We start from the raw sequence: 23,397 nt of genomic DNA, 5'->3' as shown, positions 1-23,397 counted from the left end.
CCTACTCATTATCAGCATCTTACCAGAAGCCTCTACTCCTATGACACCGAATAATTCACCGCAAATATACTGCAACTTTCTTCCTGTTACACTCTTACTTTTGCAAAGGTAGTAAAAAAATGGCATAAATACAAATCAAACGCTTGATTTAACGAACATAACTTCTATAATTTTCTTCCAATAACAATTGCAATTTAGAAAGAGGATAAAGAAACTTACCACCTATAACAGTATAAGCTATCCCCTTTTCATCACGTAACTTTTGCAAAGTTCTGCTTGATATATGCAACACGCCACATACCTGTTCACCAGTCATATAAACCTCATTGGCGATAGGAACAGGCAAATCTTGAAATTCAAGTACCTCTTTAGAACATTTCTTAAGTATCCTCATCATCATTATGTACTCTTCTGACTGCTTTGTGATTACTCCATCCATATGTTATCTTGCTTTTTGAGTTAATACTCTGACCAAATCACTCTCTTTATACATATATTTGCCACCTATAAAAGAACACGGAATAATTCCGTATTCCCTATAGCTTTGCAAAGTTCGTTTGGAGATATTCAAAGCCAAGCAAACCTCCTGGGCATCCATTCATTTTTCCTTTTCAACAATTCCAAATTTCTTTTTAACAGCTTCAATCTGTGTGAATAAATCCTCAACCTGCTGTTTTAACCGTAAATACGCATTTTTCTCAATTACAACTAACTCCATAATAAATTTGATTTATGATTTTACTATTTGTGAAGCAAAGTAAAGCACATTTCCACATCCGACAAAACTTCCGGAATCAAAGTCACCCATTGGCGTACATTGTCCCCTAAAACATACCCTGAAATATTGTCATGTCATTTCTTTCCCCATATTTACTCAAAGTAAAAACTTTCAGAATCCCGATATAAAGGTGAAAGGCACATCACCGACATCCGCCGGCAATGCGCCTTCCAACCCTCACTTGTTTTCCGTTATCCCTTATATCCTTATACTTTTACTGTTCCGTAAAACTACTTTTTCCTTTATCTCCACCTTCTGCCGTGTATCGGAAAATTGCTCACGCAACAGTTTTCCGACCAGTTTCTTTGCTCTGTCCTGCATCTCGTCATTAACATTCCATCTGTTCCGGCCCAGTAATGCTCTTTCTATCCTTTCAAATTTCTCATAGAAACTGAAATTATCAGGATACTCATCCATCAGTCCGTCCCTCGGATAACCCTTGTCCATGATATGAAGCAAGGTCATCCGGTCATAGTTATCCACGCTTTGGAACAGGCCAAGCCCCTTCTCATTGTCCGGCAGCCGGGCATAATTCTCCCACGTGAGTGAAAGGTCATACACCTCTGTCTGTACGCTTTTAAGAGCCGATTTATCAAGGTAGGCATCCGGTGGAATCTTCTCCAATAGTAACAGGGTATCGTTATCATCATAACAGAGGTTTATCTTCCCCGCCATCAGCGAAGGCCATCCCCGAAGTTCATACACGGTCAGCGACTTTCCTTCAAAGTCCGGCTCAAAGAAACATCTCTCGATATTCTCCTCCATAAAGGCCCCATATTGGTGGTTCCCTTCATAGTTCCGGCTGAAAAGAAGCCCCCCTTATCCGTTTCAACGCCCGTATAGAACTTGTTCCCGTGCCTCAAATCATCCAGCATATCAGCCACCACTACGGGTGATAACTTTATTTCCTCCCACATTTCCGAAGTGAGCCGGCGGGTATAGGTATCATCCTTCGAGAACGGTTCTGTTTCATTTCACAGGCAATACACCACTTCCGACAGAAGCTGGAATCTCTGTAACATAATCCCATGACTACATATACACTGCCGTCTTTTAGCGTTCCATTCTGTTCATTTTCCATATATCAAAGAGTTAAATGTTCATACTCTGTTTTTTCTTTTTAAACGGTATCCTCGTCTTCACTTCCGGCGGCGGGAACCGGGCATTATCCGGTCGCGCAACCGGCGGCGAGACAATCCATCGCTCATTGAGAAGCGGCGCACAGACCAGTCGCAAGTCTCCCAGCCTGTTGAACTTTCTCAGTGTGGGTGCCATGTCGCACCGCTTCGTGCAAATCCCGTATCGGAATATATCCGGTGAGGCGGTCTTGCAGTCCCCGATTTCCGCCCGAAATTTCGCGTCCAACGGTGCCACCTCATGGAGTCTTAATTCCTTTGGTTTTCGTTTCTCGTCCAAAAAGTGTACGGTCAAATCGTTCAAAAACTCTTCATGCGTTCCGACAGCCAACATATCAGCAAGCGGCTACGGCTGCATATCATGTGTGAAATCCACGAGGCCATCTGCCGCCTTCGCTATAGCGGCGAGCCCGTGGACTGACCTGCCAACCCCACACCTGAATATCCATCTTAAAAAAGTCGGGCAATCCCTATGCGGCTGCCCGGATTTTCAATATTTTTCCATACCTCTTTCACTCAATATGATTGTCTATTCATGCCAGTTCTACGAATTCACAGCCTTTCAACAACTTGGTCGGAGGCAACAACAGCGTACAGCGGTAATAGCTCTTGCTGCAGACGAACAGTTCCTTGTCGTAACGGTACGTTTCGGGAACGCTGGTTGCCAGCACCGTCAGCTTTAGCCGCTACATCATCATCTGATAGAGGTCGAACACCTCGGTATTGGCCTTGTAGTCTATCTTGTTCCAAAAGAAAAGGATATCTCTCAAGGGAATTTCAGGCTTGTTGCGGACATAGTCCAACACGATGGTCGAGGAAGAGAGGCTGCTCCGCATGACCATCTTACCCACCGTGATCGGAGTAATCACGTAATCATATTGCAAATAGTGTGGAACCCACCCTAAGCATTTACCCTACCTGACGTAACGACCAGTATCAAGTCGATAGTACTCTCTCTGTTTTTTATCAACTCATCAACGGCTTCCCACACTTCCTCCCCCATGGCACCGATAATCGGATAGGCTTTCTTTCGGATGCGTTCCCATTGCTACTTTGCGGTATTCACTAGGACTTACACCATAATGTTTCCTGAATACTTCCCTGAAATATTTTGCATCACTGAATCCGGTTGCATCCGCAACTTCTATTATCGTGCACCTTTCCTGGATTAGCAGGTTTGCCGCATGTTGCAGGCGGATGGAACGGATGTAGTCGGCCGGTGCGTATCCTGTCAATGTCTTGAGCTTGTTGAAGAAACTCGAACGGCTCATGTGCTGGATTTCACAGAGGGTGTCCACGTTAAAATCAGGACTGGTAATATGTTCCATAACACATTCTCTCACGGTGGCAATGAATTTCCAGTCCAATGCGTTACTGCATCCTTCAGGTAACGGGCCGGTACCAGATTTTAGTCCGGCATATGTTTTTCGGAGCAATATCCGGTTGCCCAGTATGCTCCTGATGTTCGCCTTGAGCACATTCACACTGAACGGCTTGGTTATATATGCATCGGCTCCCTTGTCCAACCCCTTGAGCATATTTTTCTCATCGCTGAGTGCCGTCAGCAGGATGACCGGAATATGAGAGGTTTCAATGTCCGACTTGATGGCTGCACATAGTTCATCACCGCCCATCTCCGGCATCATGACATCCGAAAGGATCAGGTCCGGGTTATATTCCCTTGCCACGACCAACGCGTCGCGTCCGTTTGTGCATGATTGGACGTGGTAGTCCTGTCCCAAGAGTCTCTCAATGTATCCCCGCAAGTCATCGTTGTCCTCCACTACAAGAATACGTGATGAACTTTTGCCATTTTTCATCGTTTCCATCCGCAGTTCGGCAGAACACGTTTCCGGTTGTGGCGGGGCTGCATCTTCCGTCTTTGCCACTGTTATGAAACGTGCCTTGCGCAAATGCCTGTTTCCCATGGGGAATGTAACACGTACACAGGTACCTTCCCCTTCCGTGCTTGATATAATGATCCTTCCCTTATGCAAACGTACTAGTTTGCAGACCAGCATCAGGCCGATTCCGCTTCCCGGCACTTTCTGATTAACGGCATTGCTGCCCCTGAAAAACCTTCCGCCCAGATATTTCCTCTCCCCGGCGGGAATTCCAATCCCCGTATCACTTACCTCTATGCTCCATGTATTCTGTTCAGTGTAGGCACAAACATGGACATTACCATTTCGGGGGGTATATTTCAAGGCATTTGACAATAGATTCTTCAATATGGAATCCATTTTGTCCCTGTCAAACCAGACATTCATAAAAGGGAACTTACTTTCACATGAGAGGTTGACGTTTTTCTGTGACGCATATGTCCGGAAAGTTTCGCAAGTACTTTCCAAGTAGCTGTGCAGCTCATATTCGCCAACACTTAATTGTGAGGTGTAAACGTCCGCCCTTTCGAAATTGATCAGGTCGGTAACCAATTGCAGGAGGTTATTCACGCTTCTCAAGGCCACTCCCACGTTATCCGTCCCTTCCTCTTTTACCTGCTGCCTTTCCACCACTTCTTCCAAAGGAGCTTTTATCAGAGTGAGGGGGGTACGGATATCATGGGCGGTATTTATGAAGAAGCGTGTCTTTTCCTCCGATAGCCTTTTTTGTCTGCGCAACATGACGATCCTGACTGCTATTGTAACGGCTGATATGGCAAGAAGTGCATATCCCGCTATGGCCCATGCGCTCGCCCATGGTGGACGGGCGACAACCACTTCAATACTTTTCTCCTCATAAACTTTGTATTTTTCTTCGTTGGATATGGCACAGATACGCAGGATGTACTTGCCTGGGGAAAGACCGGTGACCTGTATCTGCCCGTCCTGCAACGGGTGGCTCCAGCCGTTATAGGCGCCTTCCAATTTCCATGAGTACAGAATGTTTGAAGGATAATCATAGTTAATGGATATTGCTTCCAGGGAGAAGCTGCTCTGGTCATAAGCCAGTTCAAGTCTGTAATTACCGGCAATGTCCTTTTTTAACGGCGACCCTTCCTCACCAGGATAGACCGGACGTGAAGAAACGGTAAAATCCCTCAGGAGCATCTGTGAGAACTGTGGAACGGGAATCTGCAAGTCAACCGGGAATATGACGATGCCATCATTGCTTCCGAACACAAGACTGTCCCCATACTGGGTTGCAGCGCCGGCATTGAAGCATACGCTCATCAATCCTTGTTCCGCCGTCCAGTTTTGGAAAGTCCGGTCTTCATACAGGAAAGTAACTATGCTGTTTTCCGTACCGAGCAGCAAGCTGCCATCCGGTCTTGGAATGACAATATAAATGTTATCAGAGACAAGGGCACAGTTTTCCATGTGGTACTGGTGTATAAATTTATCGTTTGCACCGTCATATACAAGCAGTCCCGCTCCTCTGGTCCCCACATATAGTGTGCTGTCCGCAGCTTGGTACAAAGTACTGACATGGACTGTCTCGACCGGGAAATCTATGCGACGGTAATCTCCCCGGAGCTTGTCCAGCAGGTATAATCCCATAGTTGTACCTACCCAGATGTGTTCCGCGTCCTTTTCCAGTATGGCGGTAATGGACCCCAGTCCCGGGTAGAGTCGTATGTCACCGGTTTCAGGGTTGATGCGTTTGAGATTACAGTATCCGCCTGACCATATATCCCCTCCGGAGTCCTTTATTATGTCACTGATATATTGGTCAGGGCTTATTCCCGCCAGGGAGGAAGGTGAGATGTACTCCACCATGCCTTTCTTCTTGTCAATCCTGTATATACCTGATGTATACCCACCTGCCCAGATAATGCCGGGTAATACCTCACAGAGGCTCAGGAAGATATTGTTGTCATCGCCTTTCAAGTGCTCGGAACTGCTAAGGAAGGAAGTCCACTGACCGGTTGCGCTGTGAAGCAGGCTGATCCCGTTGCTGGTGGCGAACCACAGGTCACCCTCGCCGTCCCGGACTACATCATGGACCTGGTTATTGGCCAGCGAACTGTTGTTGCCCGGTGAATGCTTGAGCCATTTGTAACTTCTGTAACGGTCGTTGCGTATTGTAATCCCGATAGGATAATTGGCCATCCATATCCGTCCGTCTCCATCCACATAAATATCATTGATGTTGTTCCCGTTCATACCGTTATAATTGCTGTAGTCGGCGGTTATATAAGGCCGGGCGGAGAGAGAATCAACGTCAATCTTGTATACTCCCCTGCCTCCCGTGGCTACCAGCAGTTGCCGCTTTCCAAAGGGGGTGATTCGTTTGATTGCCACGTTCTGTAGCGGACCGTCCGCGATGATGGTTGAAGTCGTGTTCATTCCGTATGCTATAATTCCTTCCTTGAAGGTTCCTATGAACAGTTTCTTTGAATCTTGGTGGAAATAAAGCTCACTTACCGGTATACAGATACTGTCAGTATATGTTCCGACCACAGTTTCTAGGACACCTTCCTTTTCTATGGTTTGCAGTAACCCGTTTGATGTCCCTATAAAAAAGTTTGTACTGTCGGTCTGCGTGATTGCAGTAATATCGTTCGAGGCAGGGGAGTCTATTCTGTCCGTAGTGCCTGCGCGGGTATCATAGCGTATAATACTGTCACCATGGCAGAGCCAGATACGGTCATTACTGTCCATATAGGTACAATTGACGGTGCCTGATGTTACGTCATCCTGCAGGCCGTTAAGCTTGTAGGTCATAACAAAACGGTCACGGGCGGTGTCGTACCGGAATATGCGTCCTTTTCTACCCACAACCCACAGCCTGTGCCTGCTGTCGGTATATAGCCAGTTCAGGTTGATTTGCGGCGCCACCTCCATACTTCCGTCAAAGACGGCATAATGTTTAATCTTGCTTCCGTCATAACGGTCTATCCCTTCCTGGGTAAGGAACCACATGTAACCGTGCCCGCCTTTCTGGATGCGGAAAATTCTCCGGTTACTTAGTCCGTCCTCTATGCCCAGGTATTTATAAATTTGACCCTTGCAGGTAGTAAAAGTGGCTATTAGTAAAGGGAACAGAAAAAGCACCCTCTTTAAAATCTGAAAGTATGTCATTTGTAGTAAAAGTATGCTAAGTTAAATGTTACCCGCAAAATAATAAAAATAGTTTAAATTTAAAAAGGCAATGCAAGTTAGTCATTGCCTTTTATAATGCGGATATCAGTTGGCCCGATTTCGGAAAAGATATAACATGCTTAAAAATGACATCAACCTGTCATACTGTTTGGGGGACCGAACTTCTTACTTGATTTAATGAAATACTGTCAGATATCCACCCTTTCTTGGGTCTTCCTGCTACCGTAGGCGCCTGCAATACAGCACAATACCGCTCCGGAGAGAATTGCAAGGAACGAAATCAGTGCGGACCTCGCTGCGGCATCCGTTGCCTTATCGGCAGCCACGAGTGCCTCATGCTTGATTTCTTTCCATTCCTGTGCGGCTTTCTTCAGGGTCACCTCCAGTTTGTCTATCAGTTTGCCGGCTTCCATACGTGCATTTTCCAGCAGGTTCATATATTGGTCAATAGTTTTATTTGCTTCCGCTTTTGACATATTGGTGTTGTTTGCTATAGCTTTAGCCAAATCATTCCGGTCTATATTTTTGCTGATATTTTCTGTACGTTGTTTCAATCGGTCAAGGAAACTGTCAATGCTCTCATCCGCTTGTTGTGGGGAACGTACTATTTTTTTTACGGACGCTTCCAGGTCATCCTTCACTTCCGCCAGTTGCTTCTGCAGGTAATCCGGCTGAAGTTCCTTCACGTCGCTTTTTAGAAGTGCGGTACGGATATTCTGCGGTATATTCCCTTCTTTCAGGGTTGCATTAAAATCGATTTCTCCGAACAGTTCCTTTGCGTCTTCTGATAATGCTGCAACTCCGTTTCCAACGGTATCACCTGTTCCAGACAAAACGCTGCCCGTAACGGACGAGACCGCTCCAAGAGTATTCACCGTCATTTTTGCCGCACCGACAGCCAGAAAGATTCCCAGTACCACAGCCACAATCAGTGTGGTCGCCCAGACCAGAAATCCGTGTATCATTCCGTCCATACCGGCCAGTTTCCCGGCCACAAAGCCTCCTGCAGCCATGCCGGCAACCAGAATGATAGCGGATCCGATTCCAACAGCAGTGCCGATGCCCGCAACCGGGTGATCTGATAATGGATCAAACATAAACAAACCAATACTTGAATTTAAAATAGACAGTAACACGGATATTGCCAATACAGTCATGACACCGCCGAAAACACTGCCCCAGGACACTCTACCCTTCAGTCCTGCGAAACTTAATTTTTTCATAATTGTCAGGTTTTTAATTAATACTATGATTTGTATCTCTATAAAAAACAGCATTGAAAGAATATTTGTTTGATGAATATTTGTCATTTCAACAGATATTTGTGTTAAAAAACGCATGTATATATAAAGTTATATTTGATGCCGTTATATATAAATCCAAGAATTTGCACCTTATATATCTATGATGTACTTTCACTGCCAATACAGGCTTCTGACACCCTCCGACTTCTTAAATAGATGTTAAATCCATTTCTATTTTTCGAACCATCCTTTTTAACGGGCTGTTTTTTAAACAAAGGTTATGACAAAGTAATTCATTAGATTATGCACAGTCATAACTACACAACAGACAGTACAACGTGTGTGACATATTTATTGTATTACTATTAATTTATTTAATTATGAAAAAATCTATCTTTGTTTTAGCACTAAGCATGAGTATTCTTACCATGCATGCGCAAAATGACCGTACGGCCCTTGAAGGCACACGCCCTGGTGATAACTGGTCTATTGAACTGAAAGCTGGTGCTGTAACCCCTTTGACTCACAGCTCCTTCTTAAAAAATGCCCGACCGGCCTTCGGATTCGGAATCGGAAAACAACTTACTCCTATATTCGGTCTAGGTATTCAAGGTATGGGATATGTAAATACCTCAGCCAGCAAAACTGCATTTGATGCTTCCGAAGTGAGCTTACTCGGTAAAGTCAACCTGATGAATCTCTTTGGAGGTTATATGGGCGAACCACGCGTTTTTGAAATCGAGACTCTGACAGGTATCGGCTGGCTACATTACTATCAGAATGGCCCCGGTGATACAAATTCCTGGTCTACACGCCTTGGTCTGAACTTGAACTTCAACCTAGGTGAGGAAAAAGCATGGACATTCGGTATCAAACCAGCTATCGTATATGATATGCAAGGAGACTTCAGCAAAACTAAAAGCCGTTTCAACGCCAACAATGCCACTTTTGAACTGACTGCCGGACTGACCTACCATTTCATATGCAGCAACGGCTCACATCATTTCACAACAGTGAAGCCTTACGACCCAGTAGAAGTAGGCGAGCTAAATGATGCAGTCAACCGCCTGCGATCACAACTGAGCGACAAGGACATGCAACTGAGCAATGCCGTACAACAGGCCAACAACTTACAAAAGGAACTGGCAGATTGCAGAACCCAAGCTGCCAACATAGAAACCGTGGTAAAAACCAACCGCATTCCAGAATCCATCATCACCTTCAGACAAGGAAAGTCTGTGGTTGATGCTTCCCAACTGCCTAATGTGGAACGTGTAGCCATTTACATGAAAAAACATCCCGAAGCTAAAGTCGTCATCAAAGGATATGCCTCTCCCGAAGGTAACCTCGCTTTCAATGAGAAACTGGCAAAAGCACGTGCCCAAGCTGTGAAGTCTATACTTGTAAAAAAATACAAGATTAACGACACCCGCATTACCGCCGAAGGACAAGGAATCGGTGATATGTTCTCCGAACCGGACTGGAACCGTGTCAGCATTTGTACTATCGAAGAAGGCAAATAATCTACTACCGTAAACGGAAAGCAAATTTCAATAAAACGGCTTTCCCATTTCTCACTCCCCCCTTACTTTCTTCCTGTTTCTCAACAGGAAGAAAGTAAGGGGGAATTAACAAAATATATTATGGACTTACATTCAGGTTTACCCTATTGGATCGTCAGAAATTCCCTATTGGACTATTTCCACCCTTTGGAGGATGATCTGTCAACAGATATCGTCATCGTAGGTTCGGGTATAACAGGCGCTTTGATGGCACACGAATTGTGTCGTGCCGGAATAGAATGTTGCGTGATTGACAAACGCAGCATCGCAACCGGAAGCTCTGCTGCAAGTACCGCTTTACTACAATATGAAATAGACGTACCCCTCTGCCGGATGGCAAAAATCATCAGCGAAGAAAATGCAGCAACCGCCTATCATGCATGCCTGCAATCCATTTCTGATATAAAGAAAGTACTAAAGGAAACAGATGTCGATGCCGGATTTGAGCAATTGTCCAGCGTCTTTTATGCCAGCTGCTCGGCAGACAACAAACTTCTGGAACAAGAATACGAAATACGGCAAAAGCATGAATTGCCGGTCAATCTGCTCAAGAAACAAGAAATCAGAAAACGATATAAGGTGAAAGTGCCCGGCAATGCCCTGGTGAATGAAACATCCGCACAGATGGATGCCTACAGAGCTGCAACCGGACTGCTCACCTATCATATGAAGGAGAACGGTCTGAAGGTCTTTACCCATACCAACATAAAGAAGTGCACTGAAACATCTGATGGCTGTATCATGATAACAGACAAAGGAAATAAAATTAAGTGCGGATATGTAATCGTAGCCACCGGATTTGAGGCCGGACAATTCCTTCCCAAAAAAATTATGGATTTGACTTCTACTTATGCACTCATATCACATCCGGTAGCCCCCGAATATCTCTGGCCGGAACATTGCCTGATCTGGGAAACAGCCGATCCATATCTTTATATCCGTACCACCGACGGAAACCGTATTATTGTAGGTGGTGAGGATGAAAAGTTCAGCGATCCAGAACACCGTGACTCACTACTCAGAAAGAAAATCCGTATCTTGGAGAGAAAAATCAGAAAACTATTCCCCGATATCCCTTTCAAAACAGAAATGGCATGGTGCGGTACCTTCAGTAGCACCAAAGACGGGCTACCTTTCATCGGCAATTGGCCCGGCAAGGAACGAATATTTTTCGATCTGGGATATGGCGGAAACGGAATCACTTTCAGCATGATCGGAGCGCAAATAATTTGTCATAAGCTGCAAGATATTAAAGATGAACGTAGTCACGTTTTCGGCTATGATAGAATCGAAAAATATTGGTAAGACAGACAAGAAGAAAAGACCTCTCTCTCTGTGCATTCTTTTAGGTACGGATTTCACGGTTTTAATTTACCCCGCGTAATCCGTGCCTAAAATATTATCATAATGACAAGTCTCATATACTTTTGACATTACCTTTGTATACTCCTATACAAACATCCCAAAACAAAAATAAATCGGTCACTTCTATCAACCAACACATTTTTATTTTGGGATATTCCTATCTATTCAGCATAAACAGCTATGTGACCATCAATACCTTTCAAGACCGGTCCCCAGCCACTGTGCCATACGAGGCTTACCATAAAAGTAATAGAACAACAATCCTACCCAACTGGTCAAAACTACCAGGATAATGGCTATTAACCTTCTTTCCGCCGGCGCATGAATACGCCATATCTCTAGAGCAGCTTTGATAGTTAAGACCAATCCTATAATCCATATTACAAATCCAATCATAATTCTTCTTTATATAAGATATTACTACTAACAGAATGATATATAAAAAAATCAATCAAGTTTTTTACTTGCTTCTTTTTTTACATCTTCATACCCTTCCTTTATTTCTGTCTTGGCCTTTTCAGCTCCTTGTTTGACATCTTTCTTCGCATCTTTCAACGCGTCCTTTACAGCATCAGCGCCATCTTGAACTTTATCGGCTACCTTATCCACTACAACTTTTCCGGTATCCGCCACTTTTTCCTTAGCTTCATCTAACAGGTCTTCCGTCTGACCGGTTATCTTATGAAAAACGTTACATACTTTTTCCTTCAATTTCTTGGCTTTTGAAGTACGTGAGAAACGATAAGCCAGAGTACCGATGACCGTACCTATTCCCAGGCCGATCCATAAACTAGAATTTCTATTTTCCATAATTAAGTTGGTTTTAAACGATTAAAATAATTAAAGTTCAATTTTCTTTCTGTTATAAGACAGAGAAGCGATCCCGATAACAATGTACCATAAAAAATACATAAACTATTTTTTAAAGTAACACACTCAGTTCTGAGATTTACATGTAAATATATAGATAGATATATCATCCGCTTATTTCCAATATAAAGGCATATCCTGCGATCCTTTATTTTATTATCACTTTACCTACCTGCGGGAACTTGAAAAGAAATAAACTATTGCCCCGATGACAGAACTGGCTATTAGCCTGACCCGCAAATCAAAACTTAGACTTTTCATGGCTGTAGATTTTAATAATGAAACAATCCTGATATTTTATCCTTTCGTAACAATGCAGGTTCAGTCAGTTACGACAATGTAATATACCACTTGCTCCTTTCTCTACAAACTGGCAATTCAAATGTAACCAACTTTAATCCCTGCCATATACTAAAAACACAGCATTAAAAAAAATGGTTCGAGGCATAAAAACGGAATTAACATCATTTTTTGCTTTATAAAAAATTGAGAAAAGCGCTCGTATATTAACATCAAAAGTCTTTGTATATGTAACAATATATAGCAAACAAATGTAAGCAAACGTTTGTTATTTCCATTAAAAGGAGATCATTCTTCTTTTAAATAAATATTTTATTAACTAAATGCCTTAATTATGAAAAAATTATTCTTGCTGGCCATGATTGCATTGGCATCTGTGGGCATAAATGCCCAAACAGTTAAAGGTGAAGGCTCTTTGATGGGCAACATCGGTTATCAAACGAACTATGAGAGGTTCGGTTTGGGAGTACAAGGACGTTACGCGATAGCGAATAATCTCCGGATTGCTCCGGATGTAACGTTCTATTTTCCTAAAGACAAGATTACCGGATTGGATGTGAGCGTGAATTTCCATTATGTATTCAATTTCAAGAAAGACGGTCAGGGATTTTCCGTATACCCTCTTGCAGGCATCGGCATGCAAAATAATTTCTATGGGAAAAAGAGTATGGAAGTAGACGGTAAAGAAATAGAAATAGACCGAAGCAACTCCACCAAATTCGCCTTTAATCTGGGAGGGGGTATTACACTACCTATCTCCGAACGTAGTTATCTGAATGCCGAGGCTAGGTTTATGTTTGCCAAGGATGACAATGTAGCTATCATGCTGGGATATGGGTACAGATTCTAATGAACTACCCCGAAAAGTTTGACAGTAAATTGTTTACTTATTTAAGAAAGAGTCCGATATTACATTGGGCTCTTTTCCTTTTAACCCAAAAAGAAATTCTTAACTATGGTATTATTCAGATGACTACTTTTACGAAGGTATGCTTTGTATGACATGATATTCTTTAAGTCGTTTATGATACCCCCAGTGCTGATATTACCATTATTAACCGGAATGCAAAACAAGGCCCTCCAATTGTCAGGTCTCACGTATTTCAACCACTTTCGTTGCTACCGCATATTCATCCGGGAAAATTTTGCTTCCCATTTCATTAGCCCATGCTTTAGTGAATTCTGCACCTGCGTAGACAATAATAGCAGAATAATAAATCCATGTAATAAAAACAACCATGAATGCCGCTGCACCATAGATAGTTCCTACATTCGCAATTCCGATGTAAAAGGATATTCCCCATTGCCCTATCAACAACAATACCGTTGTCACTACAGCTCCAATAACAACATCCTTACTTTTTATTTTCGCATCAGGCAGAACCTTGAAAATCAATACAAAAATAATAACCGTAACACCTATGTTTAATACTTGTCCCACAACTTTCACAATAAACCCTGCCACTTCCGGATAGCTGGCCATAAACTTATTGCTCAAGTCTCCAATAATATTGGTTATACTAAATGTTATCAGAAGCACGAAAGCAAATACTAAAATTATCGAGAATGAAAGTAACCGATTCTGAATATATTTCAGCCAACTCTTCTTTGGCACGGCCTTTATTCCCCAAATCGAATTTAAGGAACTTTGTATTTCTGCAAAAATGGTAGTAGCACCAAATATAGAAATTCCCAGGCTAACAATAGCTGCAGATGCGGAAGAGTCCGTTCTTTCTGCATTTTCTATAATTAAGCGAAGTGCCCCAATTACCTCCGCTCCCACTATCGGTTCCAACTGAATATACAACTGATTAGCCAAATCCATATGCAAAGCTACCCCAATAGTAACTAAAAGAGAAAGAAAGGGGATAATTGAAAATAGTGTCGCATAAGCTAACGATCCGCTTAATCTAGTGACACTATCATCAATAAACCCTTGTCCGGTATCCTTTACAATCTTGATTAATAAGGATAGGCTTAACTTTTTCTTTCCTATGAATTGTTCCGTCATCTCATGCTTTTTTTACCCAAACAGCAAGATTACGCGCATCCACAGAGAACTCTCCATTTCCTTCTTTATCCAAAGTTACTTCATCCGGAATACTTCCGGTAATTTCGCACCACACTTCACCTGCATGTTCTTTCCCTAAACACATCGTTTTACTTCCCGCTTCATCATTCGAGATTAAAAATACCAAGCCTGAATTAACATGTTCCCCATCTCCTGTACGAATAAAGCCTACGGTTGATGGATGGTCGAAATAATCAACTTGATCACCATACGCATACTTTTTCCTTGCATTCAATAGAATATCTATAATTTTAGTATGTGGCGATTTCTCTCCTTTCACCCCATAATAATCACCATAGAACAAACAGGGATAACCATCCTTCAGCAGAAAAATAAGACCATACGCCAATGGCTTGAACCAAGCTTCAACCTGTGATTCCAAAGAACTTCCATGCTGCGAATCATGATTATCAACAAAAGTCACAGCAAGTTCACAATGGTGCTCCACTAAAGTATTCTTCAGAATATTCCGCAAATCATAATCTTTTCCTTCTTGTGATGCCTGAAACATATTATAATGTAACGGAACATCAAACAAGTTAACTTTATGCCCTACTGCTTCCAGATAATTATCCAATCTTTCCAAGTCACCGTTCCAATATTCTCCCACAGCATAGAAGTCATCACCTCTCTCACTTCTTACCGTATCCAGAAACTGTGCAACGAACTGATCTTTCATATGCTTAATTGCATCCAAACGCATTCCATCAAGATCAAGTTCATTTGAAACCCATTTGCCCCAACGATTCAGTTCGGCGACAACCTCAGGGTGATCCAGGTCAATATCATTACATAAAAGAAAATCGTAATTGCCATTCTCTCCATCTACACCATCACTCCAGGCTTTTCCTTCTCCTTGAATCTGAAATATACCACTTCGCTTTCGAGCATCATCAAATCCAGTCCCGGAAAAATGATAATAATGCCACTTAAAATCCGAATATTTATCTTTACGTCCATGAAAGCTATATCCGGTCCATCCTTGTATTTCATAAGGTTTCCCCAAAGCTTTATTTCTTTGATCAGGATCTACTTCCACCACCATAAACTTTTCCGTAAAATCACCACCTGCTTTATGATTCAAAACGACATCCAGATATACAGCAATCTTATTGTTGTGAAGTTCATCAATCATCTCCTTCAATTCATCTTTCGTTCCGTATTTAGTCCTCACAGTTCCTTTTTGTTCAAACTCACCCAAATCATACAAATCATAAGTAGCATACCCTTCATCCTGCTGTTCATCTGCTTTATATGCAGGTGGTATCCAGATCGCTGTCACACCTATTTCATGTAGATGCGACGCATCCTCTCTCAACTGTTTCCACAACTTTCCGTCATTCGGAAGATTCCACTCAAAATACTGCATCATTACTCCATTTTCCATAACTATTTAATTTAAAATTGATGAGTAACTTAACAAAATAAATAATAAGATGGTTCCCACTATAAATGTAAATTATAGTTTAGTAAGAAAAAAGTATAACACAACATCACATTAAGCATTATAAAAACGCCTCCAATGTTTTTAACCATCTCCAATGGAGTAATGCAAATTATCTTAATATTTCTTTTCATATACATAATTTACTTGATTATGAATAGGAATTTTTCTTTATCCGTTTGTTTTTACATAATCCAAAATCAAGGATATTCCATAAAATGTTTAATTAAAAAATTTCCAGCTATGTTAGAAAGAGAAATCTGGGGAAATACTTTAGAAGACTGGGGTATTTCCATACTTATTATTTTAGGAACAATTGTTTTGATGAAGTTAATATCATTCTTCAGCAGAAAAGTACTCAATCCATTTATCACCCGTACCAATAATCGGCTGGATGATATAATTTATTATTCTTTAGAATCGCCCGTCAAGCTTGCAATTATGTTATTAGGTATTTGGATAGCTATTCACAGGCTTGTTTCTCCGGATAGTTTTGTAAAAGTAATAGATAATGCTTACAAGATACTGATTATTCTGGATATCACATGGATATTTGCCCGATTATCCAGTAGTTTATTGCAAATCTACTGGGGACGACAATCGGATGGACAAAACAACAAAATGATGCCCATTATCAGACGGACAATACTGGTCATTGTGTGGATAATCGGTCTTGTAATGGCCTTAAGTAATATTGGAGTCAATATTGGTGCATTATTAGGTACTCTGGGTATTGGAGGTATCGCATTTGCCTTAGCAGCCCAAGACACTGTAAAAAATGTGTTCGGCGCTTTCACTATATTGACAGATAAGCCTTTCAACATAGGTGATACGATTCGCGTGGATAATATCGAAGGTACTGTGATTGATGTTGGAGTTCGAAGTACAAAAATCATGGACTACAATAAACGTATCATCACTTTCCCTAATTATAAAGTTACAGATGCTTCTATCATAAATATCTCTTCCGAACCGATGCGTCGAGTCGTCTTGAAACTTGGATTGACATACAACACAACATCCGAAAAAATGAAAGAAGCTTTAAATATACTGAAAGCCATTCCTAAAAGAATAGAAAATGTATCTTCCAAACCATCAGATACCACAGCTGTTTTTACAGAATACACAGACTCTGCACTGAACATCATGTACATATATTTTATAGAAAAACAGGGAGATATTTTAATGGTAACTTCAAATGTAAATATGGAGATTCTAGACTCATTCAATAAAGCAGGCATTGATTTCGCATTCCCAACACGAACGATTTACGTTGAAAAGGATGAATTGGCTGATTTGGCAAAAGAGAAAAAATAGTACGCACACTTTATCCTCAAATCACCCCACTAATATAAATCCAATGTAACAAAAAAAATCCCGACGGTATATAATGATTTCTATACCGCCGGGATAATACAGATACTTTTTCAATTCTATCACACTCATACCACACCAATACTCAACCCATATCTACCTTATTTACAATTATCTGAAAAAGATTCAAGTACCTTTTTCGCCATTTCAACCCGTTTCTTTAAATACATGCAGACAGTTTCCCATCGATAATAAGGAAAACGGGAAGTTGAAACAGGAAGTGTCATTTCTTTTTCATTCAAAAGAAATTTCACCCATATTTCTCGAGCCTTGTCATGATAAAAAATCCACTGTACATTAGCAGCCATCGGAGCAATCTCATAATCTTTCCAATATTTAGATACAGAATCAGGAACAACAACTTTAACATCTGTTCCTTCTATACCCATTAATGCTACAAAAGGAATAACTGTCTCTGCATGAGCAAAACGAAAGTTCGCCCTGGTATCCGACTTGCCCTTTATCACTTCATCAGCTGAATGAATAAATTCTGATAGCAGAGGCCATGCAATTGCAACAGGCAACATTCGCCCAACCGGCGAAGAACTTTTACTCATATATTGTCGCAAATTCTGAGTCTGCCAGTAATTATCCCATTCACCTATTGTGAAAAGACCATCCAAATTTATCGGAGTACCTGTATCTGGTAGTATGGCAGCAATGGAGAATAAAGCCATGACAAATTCCTCTGCCTCCTTATCTGTTTCCTGCCCTGATTCCAGAAAGAAGTTTTCCATAACAGAAGCAGGAGAAATCTTTCGTCGCACAAAAGTCTCGTATATAGGACGCCAATCACCATTTTCTTTATAATCAACATAAGATTGGTTTAAATCGAAGAAACGAAGAATATCATTATATTGCTTCCCTTCATTGCGTTGTATGTGTAAAGAAGAATTAAACTCTACCATACAAGCAAGAAATGCATCCATACTATGTATACAACGGGGAACATATGTCGCAATTGCCTGCACTTTGACAGAATCACTGAATAACTGTGGATAGCGTTCTATCATACGTCTGGCAATACCCCGTTGTTCCTCCTCTCCCACCACTGATAACTTCCCCCATTGTCCGTCAAAAGTTTCCGATAGATTCTGTATTGTAGAAAGCAAGGTTACTCCTCCTGATGTTAGCCTATTTTCTCGTCGAGCCAATTCCAGAATCTCCTTCACTCTATTCAAAGCCTTTCCTGAAGTTGGAAAACGCGCTCCATGTCTCCCCAGATGATTAATATAAAACGGAACCATACTATCCTGAAAAAAGCCAGACGAGTCTTTCACAACAGGATACGGCATGGCTGTCCCTGCGTATTGTTGTATCCTATCCTGTCCCCATAAGATGGAAACGGGGCAAAACATAAAAATTCCAATTAACAATAATCCTTTCATATCATAAATCTTATATGTGTAGATTATAACGATGAAAGAAGGATTATGTTTACTTATAAACGACTCTGAGAGAATTCAATACCATAGTATCAAGGCATCTTCGGTTGTTATACATCTTCAGCCAACGGCCATCAGAAAGAACGACATATGGAGTTATATCATTTATTATCAAAATATTAGGCCACAACTTTTATCAATTACAAGTTTGAAATATTGACTGCATGACATAGTTACTTGGCAATAAAACACTACATGGGATAAACATATAAATAGTACTAATATAGCCAGCCAGCCTATTATTAAAATGAAAATTGTTGTTAAATCCTTTTTTTACACCCAAACCATTTTCTTACACAACATGTTTTTTTTTCAAAACGGGACCGATGGTTTTCCGTCTGATATGATTCCTCAAGCCATCTGTTCCAACAGTATTATTTTAACTAAAACTTAATATTATGTATTTTATTTGGTACATTATCATTGGAATCGTTGCCGGACTCATAGCCGGCAAGATTATGAGAGGAGGCGGTTTCGGACTTCTCATTAACCTACTCGTAGGTATTGTAGGTGGCGTATTGGGTGGCTGGGTATTCGGCTTATTGGGAATTACTACCACAGGCCTTCTGGGTAGCCTTTTCACCTCTGTTATCGGTGCAGTTCTATTATTGTGGATCATATCCTTCTTTCGTCATCCCAGAAGAACTGATATTTAATTTTTTATTAACCTAAACCCTTTTTGATTATGGAAACTAGTAAATCTAACTTTTTGATTGGGCTGGCAATAGGTTCGGCCATCGGAGCACTTGCTCAACGTTTTTCACGTACGGCAAAAGCCAAGATGCTAAAAAAGAAAATTCATAATGCCATGGCAAAGATTGCCGATCGTGCTGAAAACCTTGCAGAAACCGTGAGAGACAAAGCACTGGATGCAAGTACCAAAACCGCCGACAAGGTTGCAGATGCGACCTTTGACGTTGCCGAAAAGGCTGACACTCTGAAAAGTAAAGTCCATGCAGCTGCTTTAGAAGCCAAAAAATAGGCTACTATAACAAACAACTAAAATTACGGGATGTATTTTCAATGCTTCCCGATCCATTTCACTTGAATTAATGATTAATGAATATGAAATGGAACAATAAATGCCAATATACTCCCGCATCCCTGCGGGAAAAGAGTTATGAAGAATTGTACACGCTATGCCTGTCCGCCTATACAGAGGGCCGTACGGATGAGAGGAATAAAAGCTTGGAAGCGTATAGACTCAGGTGCAGCTGTCTGTTCGGAAACAAATGTATGGACTCTTCCCTTTCCGTGGGAGTGCGGAAAAGGATATGCGACGGAAATTGTCATTATATAAAGAAATATATGTCTGAACTGGACAAACTGGAGGAATAAAATTCATTTTCTCCGATCCTTTCTCATTTATATCTCTACCGACAACTTTACCCTCTTGACTTGATTGGATAAACCTCTTCCGGTCTGTATATACGGCCCGGCAAGGATATTCCTATCTTTAATATACAGATGTACATCTAAAATTAACCTGAATTATTAACTTAAAAATGAATCTGTTATGTTTTACCATGTAAAAGATCTTCAGTTCAATGCCCGTGTATCACAGCCGGATCCTCGTTTTGCTCGTGTGATGCTTGAGGCATTCGGAGGGGCCAACGGTGAGTTGAAATCCGCTCTACAGTATTTTGTACAGGCATTCAGTTGCCATAACCCCTACCCTGACAAATATGACATGCTCATGGATATTGCCACTGAGGAGTTCGGCCATCTTGAAATCGTAGGTGCAACCATCCAGATGCTCCTCGGACCAGTAAACGGAGAAATGAAGGATGTATTGGAAGATACTCCTCTGCGTACCATGATGGGAGGAAAAGCAGGCAAAGAGGATCTTATCCACCAAGCCTTCACCAATCCTGCGTTTCTGGTAACAGCTCCCGGTAGTCCCGTGCTGACCGATAGCAACGGGAACCCATGGTGTGCCACCTATGTATCGGCCAATGCTGACCTGACAGTGGACCTCCGTTCCAACATGGCGGGTGAAGCACGTGCCAAGATAGGTTACGAAAACCTTATCCCACTTACGGATGACCCACTTGTAAAAGAAACGCTCACATTCCTTATGACTCGCGAAGTGACCCATTTTCAACAGTTTGAGGCCGCTCTGGAAACTATTCAGCCTAACTTTCCTCCGGGAGTATTCCAAACATCCCCCCGATACAGTAACCTTTATTTTAATGATTCCAAAGGAAAGGAAGCCCGCGGACCATGGAACGAAGGCAAAAGTACGAGGCTCAAAGAAGAATGGCAATATATTGAGAATCCACTGGAGGAAGTCAGAAGTACTGACGGACTACTTCAACGTAAACCTGAAGGCACCAAACGTACGGAAAAGGAAGTACGCCAGACAGATGAAAAACTAGCCAAGGAACGGAGCAGCGAGATACTCTCCCATATCCCTAAAGGAGAAATGCGTTGGTGTGAATATGGAAATGCTAAGAACGGAAACAAATAAGACTTCCAGTTCTACTATTGTTTAACTTAAAAACTAAATTTTATGACAACAAAGAACGAAAAAAAACAGATGGAAGCAAAGGGTGGCAAAAAGTGTACCCAAAGCAAAGCTAAAGAAAGTAAGCCTGCTGCTTCAAACAAAAAATCGGAAAAGAAATAACTTGATCTTCCGACAGTATGAAGTCTAAATCTTCATCCCGGTGGAGAACTGGTTTCTCCACCGGAAATCCTAAAACATATTGTATAACAAGCAAAAATAGAGAACTATATGAAAAAGATAATGTTTATCACACTGACAATTTTATTTGCACTGTCCGCATCATCCTGTCGGGACAAAAAAGAACAGAACCGGACAGAACAGCAGATTGAAAATGCAAAAGAAAACGTAAATGACGCATTAGACAAGGCCTCTAACAAAATAGAGGATGGTGCCGACAAAGTTAAAGATGCCTGGAAAGAAACCAAGAAAGACGTGCAACAAGGTACGGAAAAGGTAAAAAAAGAAATAAAAAAGGATTATAACAAAGCTAAAGATGAAGTAAAAAAGCAGCTTGATTAAGACTGTCATATAAACCTTTATATCTCGATTTACTATCTCTCATTTAATTTATACAGGTATGAATATTCTTGCTATTTGGGTCGTTGGAATAGTTCTGACTATAAGATGCGCCTGGGAAATAGGTTGCCTGAGAATACCGAAAGAAAAAAAACTTATGGCAATCCTGCTGGTAGTCCTTACAAGCTGGATAGGAGCATTCCTCTATACTTTCTTCTTTAAAGAGAAGGTAGGAGCATGGCTAGACAGGTAATGACGAAAACCAAATTGGTAAGATATTCGGGTGTTTAAAGTTCTAATAAGAAAAGGACAGTGCGTGATGCATAGTCCTTTTGAAAATATGGCAAAAAAAGAATACTTGGATATGTTTATTTGATACAGTTTTAAGTTGTTATTTGACTGTAAACAGATCAAAAAAAAATACACATGAAGTGTACACTGCCGCCTTTTGGCGTTCCCTTCTGTTCATTTTCCATACATCAAAGAATTAAATATTTACACCTTGTCCTTTCTTTTTGAACGGTATCCCCCTTTCATTTCCGTTTCCAGAAACCGGGCATTATCCGGTCGTGTAACCAGCAGCGAGATAATCCGCTGCTACTCCTTTGAGAGAGGCACACTCATCAGTTGCAGATTTCTCAGCCGGTTGAAGCACGATGCTCCTTTCCTCACAGAATGCCGTATCCCGTAACCTCACTATCCCTGAAGGATGAATCTTTTCCCTCTCCAGCACCAGACACAGCCGTTCCAGATAATCCGCATTGTCCGTTACAAATATAGGCGGAATCATCACCTTGTCCCGGAAGTCGAAACGGAACATTCAGTGATCGGGTACAAATACCCGGCCTGGTGTATGAAACCGTACGTTATTGCTGATGTAACGGGAAAAGCCTTCTTCTCCCTGTCCCCGCATACTCAGATACATGGGACGGTAAAAGGCATCCAGCGTCATATACAAGCTGCCGCTTTCAGCCATTTGCATTTTCTTCTCTTCCATAAACTCTAAATAATTAATTGTTTCTTTTCTTTCTTGTGTGGAATAATCGAAACGATATGTTTTGCCCGTTGCTGTCTGTTTCCTTGTTTCTGGATTGGATCTTCCCGGCTGTGGACAACATCAGCAGGCACATCCATCTCCGGCAGTTTGGAACATAATTGTTCTAATGCTTAAAACGTCTGAAATCCCTATAATTCTTTCTCAGTACATCATATAGCCCGCTTTCGGGATAAAGCAGTTTCCCCCGATATTGGTATATGGCACTGCCTTTTCATCTCTCAGCGTTTGCAGTGTGCGTCATGAGATGTGCAGCATGGCACATACATCGTCCCCGGTCAGGTAATGTTCGTCTACGATTGTCGGACGTATCCGTGCCGTTGCTTCCTCCACCGCTTTTCCCATTCTCCTGATCCATCCGATCAAATCCTTAAACTCTTCCGAATCTTTTGTGATAATCTCTGCCATCCCTTTATTTTCTTTTAGTTAGTCCGCTTTCCAAAATCTCCTGAATATCCACTTCCCGGTAGAAGAACTTTCCTCCTACATTCAAGTAAGGGATAAGTCCGTTATCCCGATAGTTTTGCAGGCATCTTTTAGATATGCCCAATGCCAAACATACTTCCTGCGCATCCATTCATTTGCCCAGTGCGGGCGGGGCAATCTTTTTTTGAAAGTCACCCATTTGTGCGGCCAGTGTACTGACCAGCTTTCTCAGTTCTTGATACGCGCTTGTATCAATAA

25 protein-coding genes and 2 pseudogenes are annotated in these 23,397 nt (G+C 41.6%); 10 read left to right on the top strand and 17 right to left on the bottom strand.

Annotated elements, in window-relative coordinates; genetic code table 11:
* Positions 1–148 precede the first annotated feature (148 nt).
* The 8 genes and pseudogenes from ACYQ0C_RS06010 to ACYQ0C_RS05980 all read right to left on the bottom strand — a co-directional run bounded on the left by ACYQ0C_RS06010 (position 149) and on the right by ACYQ0C_RS05980 (position 8,182).
* A complete protein-coding gene (locus tag ACYQ0C_RS06010) occupies positions 149–439 on the bottom strand; it encodes a helix-turn-helix domain-containing protein (RefSeq protein WP_016272733.1) in 291 nt (96 codons plus the stop codon).
* Positions 440–442: 3 nt separating this feature from the next.
* The gene (locus ACYQ0C_RS06005) at positions 443–598 is read right to left on the bottom strand and encodes a helix-turn-helix domain-containing protein (protein WP_016272734.1); all 156 of its coding nucleotides are present in this window, start codon (positions 596–598) and stop codon (positions 443–445) included.
* A 378-nt stretch (positions 599–976) separates the two neighbouring features.
* Positions 977–1,695: pseudogene (locus tag ACYQ0C_RS06000) on the bottom strand (DUF6047 family protein).
* 175 nt (positions 1,696–1,870) lie between these two features.
* On the bottom strand, positions 1,871–2,248 hold the full coding sequence (locus ACYQ0C_RS22315; protein WP_025076623.1) for a DUF6047 family protein: 378 nt from the start codon (positions 2,246–2,248) through the stop codon (positions 1,871–1,873).
* 199 nt (positions 2,249–2,447) lie between these two features.
* Positions 2,448–2,585, bottom strand: coding sequence for a hypothetical protein (locus ACYQ0C_RS05995; protein WP_175271170.1), 138 nt, complete (start codon positions 2,583–2,585; stop codon positions 2,448–2,450).
* A 15-nt stretch (positions 2,586–2,600) separates the two neighbouring features.
* On the bottom strand, positions 2,601–2,783 hold the full coding sequence (locus ACYQ0C_RS05990; RefSeq protein ID WP_025076624.1) for a hypothetical protein: 183 nt from the start codon (positions 2,781–2,783) through the stop codon (positions 2,601–2,603).
* Positions 2,784–2,888: 105 nt separating this feature from the next.
* Complete coding sequence (locus tag ACYQ0C_RS05985) at positions 2,889–6,938, bottom strand: hybrid sensor histidine kinase/response regulator transcription factor (RefSeq protein ID WP_016278366.1); 4,050 nt, start codon at positions 6,936–6,938, stop codon at positions 2,889–2,891.
* A gap of 209 nt (positions 6,939–7,147) precedes the next feature.
* Positions 7,148–8,182, bottom strand: a complete 1,035-nt coding sequence (locus ACYQ0C_RS05980; protein ID WP_025076625.1) for a hypothetical protein — start codon at positions 8,180–8,182, stop codon at positions 7,148–7,150.
* 401 nt (positions 8,183–8,583) lie between these two features.
* Between ACYQ0C_RS05980 and ACYQ0C_RS05975 the strand changes: the two genes are divergently transcribed.
* Both ACYQ0C_RS05975 and ACYQ0C_RS05970 read left to right on the top strand, forming a co-directional pair.
* Entirely contained in the window at positions 8,584–9,726 is a 1,143-nt protein-coding gene (locus ACYQ0C_RS05975) for an OmpA family protein (protein ID WP_016278368.1), read from the top strand.
* 120 nt (positions 9,727–9,846) lie between these two features.
* Positions 9,847–11,070, top strand: a complete 1,224-nt coding sequence (locus tag ACYQ0C_RS05970; RefSeq protein ID WP_016278369.1) for an NAD(P)/FAD-dependent oxidoreductase — start codon at positions 9,847–9,849, stop codon at positions 11,068–11,070.
* Between the two features lie 249 nt (positions 11,071–11,319).
* On the opposite strand, the gene ACYQ0C_RS05965 is transcribed toward ACYQ0C_RS05970, so the two are convergent.
* Positions 11,320–11,526 (bottom strand): hypothetical protein, encoded by a 207-nt coding sequence (locus ACYQ0C_RS05965; protein WP_007665878.1) that lies wholly within the window; start codon positions 11,524–11,526, stop codon positions 11,320–11,322.
* Positions 11,527–11,577: 51 nt separating this feature from the next.
* Positions 11,578–11,940, bottom strand: a complete 363-nt coding sequence (locus ACYQ0C_RS05960) for a YtxH domain-containing protein (protein WP_016278370.1) — start codon at positions 11,938–11,940, stop codon at positions 11,578–11,580.
* 694 nt (positions 11,941–12,634) lie between these two features.
* On the opposite strand from ACYQ0C_RS05960, the gene ACYQ0C_RS05955 reads away from it, so the two are divergent.
* The gene (locus tag ACYQ0C_RS05955) at positions 12,635–13,150 is read left to right on the top strand and encodes an outer membrane protein (RefSeq protein WP_007665883.1); all 516 of its coding nucleotides are present in this window, start codon (positions 12,635–12,637) and stop codon (positions 13,148–13,150) included.
* A gap of 237 nt (positions 13,151–13,387) precedes the next feature.
* Here ACYQ0C_RS05955 and ACYQ0C_RS05950 read toward each other — a convergent pair whose 3' ends face one another.
* Together ACYQ0C_RS05950 and ACYQ0C_RS05945 are read right to left on the bottom strand one after the other, a co-directional pair.
* Positions 13,388–14,311, bottom strand: coding sequence for a YihY/virulence factor BrkB family protein (locus ACYQ0C_RS05950; RefSeq protein ID WP_016278372.1), 924 nt, complete (start codon positions 14,309–14,311; stop codon positions 13,388–13,390).
* Between the two features lies 1 nt (position 14,312).
* The gene (locus ACYQ0C_RS05945; RefSeq protein ID WP_016278373.1) at positions 14,313–15,758 is read right to left on the bottom strand and encodes an alpha-amylase; all 1,446 of its coding nucleotides are present in this window, start codon (positions 15,756–15,758) and stop codon (positions 14,313–14,315) included.
* Positions 15,759–16,058: 300 nt separating this feature from the next.
* Here ACYQ0C_RS05945 and ACYQ0C_RS05940 point away from each other — a divergent pair, with 300 nt between their 5' ends.
* On the top strand, positions 16,059–17,132 hold the full coding sequence (locus tag ACYQ0C_RS05940; RefSeq protein ID WP_016278375.1) for a mechanosensitive ion channel family protein: 1,074 nt from the start codon (positions 16,059–16,061) through the stop codon (positions 17,130–17,132).
* Positions 17,133–17,290: 158 nt separating this feature from the next.
* Here ACYQ0C_RS05940 and ACYQ0C_RS05935 read toward each other — a convergent pair whose 3' ends face one another.
* Positions 17,291–18,577 carry a histidine-type phosphatase gene (locus ACYQ0C_RS05935; RefSeq protein ID WP_032941511.1) on the bottom strand — a complete coding sequence of 429 codons (1,287 nt, stop codon included), beginning with the start codon at positions 18,575–18,577 and terminating at the stop codon, positions 17,291–17,293.
* A gap of 455 nt (positions 18,578–19,032) precedes the next feature.
* Here ACYQ0C_RS05935 and ACYQ0C_RS05930 point away from each other — a divergent pair, with 455 nt between their 5' ends.
* From ACYQ0C_RS05930 to ACYQ0C_RS05905, 6 genes are all read left to right on the top strand, one after another.
* Complete coding sequence (locus ACYQ0C_RS05930) at positions 19,033–19,290, top strand: GlsB/YeaQ/YmgE family stress response membrane protein (protein ID WP_016278377.1); 258 nt, start codon at positions 19,033–19,035, stop codon at positions 19,288–19,290.
* Between the two features lie 29 nt (positions 19,291–19,319).
* Positions 19,320–19,616 (top strand): YtxH domain-containing protein, encoded by a 297-nt coding sequence (locus ACYQ0C_RS05925; RefSeq protein WP_016278378.1) that lies wholly within the window; start codon positions 19,320–19,322, stop codon positions 19,614–19,616.
* Positions 19,617–19,699: 83 nt separating this feature from the next.
* A complete protein-coding gene (locus ACYQ0C_RS05920; protein WP_016272768.1) occupies positions 19,700–19,972 on the top strand; it encodes a hypothetical protein in 273 nt (90 codons plus the stop codon).
* Between the two features lie 178 nt (positions 19,973–20,150).
* On the top strand, positions 20,151–21,104 hold the full coding sequence (locus ACYQ0C_RS05915; RefSeq protein ID WP_016278379.1) for a manganese catalase family protein: 954 nt from the start codon (positions 20,151–20,153) through the stop codon (positions 21,102–21,104).
* Positions 21,105–21,371: 267 nt separating this feature from the next.
* Positions 21,372–21,662 carry a hypothetical protein gene (locus tag ACYQ0C_RS05910; protein ID WP_016272770.1) on the top strand — a complete coding sequence of 97 codons (291 nt, stop codon included), beginning with the start codon at positions 21,372–21,374 and terminating at the stop codon, positions 21,660–21,662.
* Between the two features lie 58 nt (positions 21,663–21,720).
* On the top strand, positions 21,721–21,912 hold the full coding sequence (locus ACYQ0C_RS05905; RefSeq protein ID WP_016278380.1) for a hypothetical protein: 192 nt from the start codon (positions 21,721–21,723) through the stop codon (positions 21,910–21,912).
* A gap of 306 nt (positions 21,913–22,218) precedes the next feature.
* On the opposite strand, the gene ACYQ0C_RS05900 is transcribed toward ACYQ0C_RS05905, so the two are convergent.
* The 4 genes and pseudogenes from ACYQ0C_RS05900 to ACYQ0C_RS05885 all read right to left on the bottom strand — a co-directional run bounded on the left by ACYQ0C_RS05900 (position 22,219) and on the right by ACYQ0C_RS05885 (position 23,290).
* On the bottom strand, positions 22,219–22,479 hold the full coding sequence (locus ACYQ0C_RS05900; RefSeq protein ID WP_025076626.1) for a hypothetical protein: 261 nt from the start codon (positions 22,477–22,479) through the stop codon (positions 22,219–22,221).
* A complete protein-coding gene (locus ACYQ0C_RS05895; protein WP_016278381.1) occupies positions 22,480–22,656 on the bottom strand; it encodes a hypothetical protein in 177 nt (58 codons plus the stop codon).
* Between the two features lie 163 nt (positions 22,657–22,819).
* Positions 22,820–23,121, bottom strand: a pseudogene (locus ACYQ0C_RS05890) (helix-turn-helix domain-containing protein).
* Between the two features lie 4 nt (positions 23,122–23,125).
* On the bottom strand, positions 23,126–23,290 hold the full coding sequence (locus tag ACYQ0C_RS05885) for a helix-turn-helix domain-containing protein (RefSeq protein WP_025076627.1): 165 nt from the start codon (positions 23,288–23,290) through the stop codon (positions 23,126–23,128).
* Positions 23,291–23,397 lie beyond the last annotated feature (107 nt).

Source organism: Phocaeicola sartorii JCM 17136 = DSM 21941 (assembly GCF_054653615.1).
The sequence above is the reverse complement of the archived record's forward strand: the minus strand, read 5'-3'. Positions and strand labels throughout refer to the sequence as shown.

Bases quoted from the DNA above. Each gene is read 5' to 3' on its own strand.
- ACYQ0C_RS06010 (WP_016272733.1), bottom strand. From the start codon at position 439: ATGGATGGAGTAATCACAAAGCAGTCAGAAGAGTACATAATGATGATG.
- ACYQ0C_RS06005 (WP_016272734.1), bottom strand. From the start codon at position 598: ATGGATGCCCAGGAGGTTTGCTTGGCTTTGAATATCTCCAAACGAACT.
- ACYQ0C_RS22315 (WP_025076623.1), bottom strand. From the start codon at position 2,248: ATGTTGGCTGTCGGAACGCATGAAGAGTTTTTGAACGATTTGACCGTA.
- ACYQ0C_RS05985 (WP_016278366.1), bottom strand. From the start codon at position 6,938: ATGACATACTTTCAGATTTTAAAGAGGGTGCTTTTTCTGTTCCCTTTA.
- ACYQ0C_RS05980 (WP_025076625.1), bottom strand. From the start codon at position 8,182: ATGAAAAAATTAAGTTTCGCAGGACTGAAGGGTAGAGTGTCCTGGGGC.
- ACYQ0C_RS05975 (WP_016278368.1), top strand. From the start codon at position 8,584: ATGAAAAAATCTATCTTTGTTTTAGCACTAAGCATGAGTATTCTTACC.
- ACYQ0C_RS05970 (WP_016278369.1), top strand. From the start codon at position 9,847: ATGGACTTACATTCAGGTTTACCCTATTGGATCGTCAGAAATTCCCTA.
- ACYQ0C_RS05965 (WP_007665878.1), bottom strand. From the start codon at position 11,526: ATGATTGGATTTGTAATATGGATTATAGGATTGGTCTTAACTATCAAA.
- ACYQ0C_RS05960 (WP_016278370.1), bottom strand. From the start codon at position 11,940: ATGGAAAATAGAAATTCTAGTTTATGGATCGGCCTGGGAATAGGTACG.
- ACYQ0C_RS05955 (WP_007665883.1), top strand. From the start codon at position 12,635: ATGAAAAAATTATTCTTGCTGGCCATGATTGCATTGGCATCTGTGGGC.
- ACYQ0C_RS05950 (WP_016278372.1), bottom strand. From the start codon at position 14,311: ATGACGGAACAATTCATAGGAAAGAAAAAGTTAAGCCTATCCTTATTA.
- ACYQ0C_RS05945 (WP_016278373.1), bottom strand. From the start codon at position 15,758: ATGGAAAATGGAGTAATGATGCAGTATTTTGAGTGGAATCTTCCGAAT.
- ACYQ0C_RS05940 (WP_016278375.1), top strand. From the start codon at position 16,059: ATGTTAGAAAGAGAAATCTGGGGAAATACTTTAGAAGACTGGGGTATT.
- ACYQ0C_RS05935 (WP_032941511.1), bottom strand. From the start codon at position 18,577: ATGAAAGGATTATTGTTAATTGGAATTTTTATGTTTTGCCCCGTTTCC.
- ACYQ0C_RS05930 (WP_016278377.1), top strand. From the start codon at position 19,033: ATGTATTTTATTTGGTACATTATCATTGGAATCGTTGCCGGACTCATA.
- ACYQ0C_RS05925 (WP_016278378.1), top strand. From the start codon at position 19,320: ATGGAAACTAGTAAATCTAACTTTTTGATTGGGCTGGCAATAGGTTCG.
- ACYQ0C_RS05920 (WP_016272768.1), top strand. From the start codon at position 19,700: ATGAAATGGAACAATAAATGCCAATATACTCCCGCATCCCTGCGGGAA.
- ACYQ0C_RS05915 (WP_016278379.1), top strand. From the start codon at position 20,151: ATGTTTTACCATGTAAAAGATCTTCAGTTCAATGCCCGTGTATCACAG.
- ACYQ0C_RS05910 (WP_016272770.1), top strand. From the start codon at position 21,372: ATGAAAAAGATAATGTTTATCACACTGACAATTTTATTTGCACTGTCC.
- ACYQ0C_RS05905 (WP_016278380.1), top strand. From the start codon at position 21,721: ATGAATATTCTTGCTATTTGGGTCGTTGGAATAGTTCTGACTATAAGA.
- ACYQ0C_RS05900 (WP_025076626.1), bottom strand. From the start codon at position 22,479: ATGTTCCGTTTCGACTTCCGGGACAAGGTGATGATTCCGCCTATATTT.
- ACYQ0C_RS05895 (WP_016278381.1), bottom strand. From the start codon at position 22,656: ATGGAAGAGAAGAAAATGCAAATGGCTGAAAGCGGCAGCTTGTATATG.
- ACYQ0C_RS05885 (WP_025076627.1), bottom strand. From the start codon at position 23,290: ATGGATGCGCAGGAAGTATGTTTGGCATTGGGCATATCTAAAAGATGC.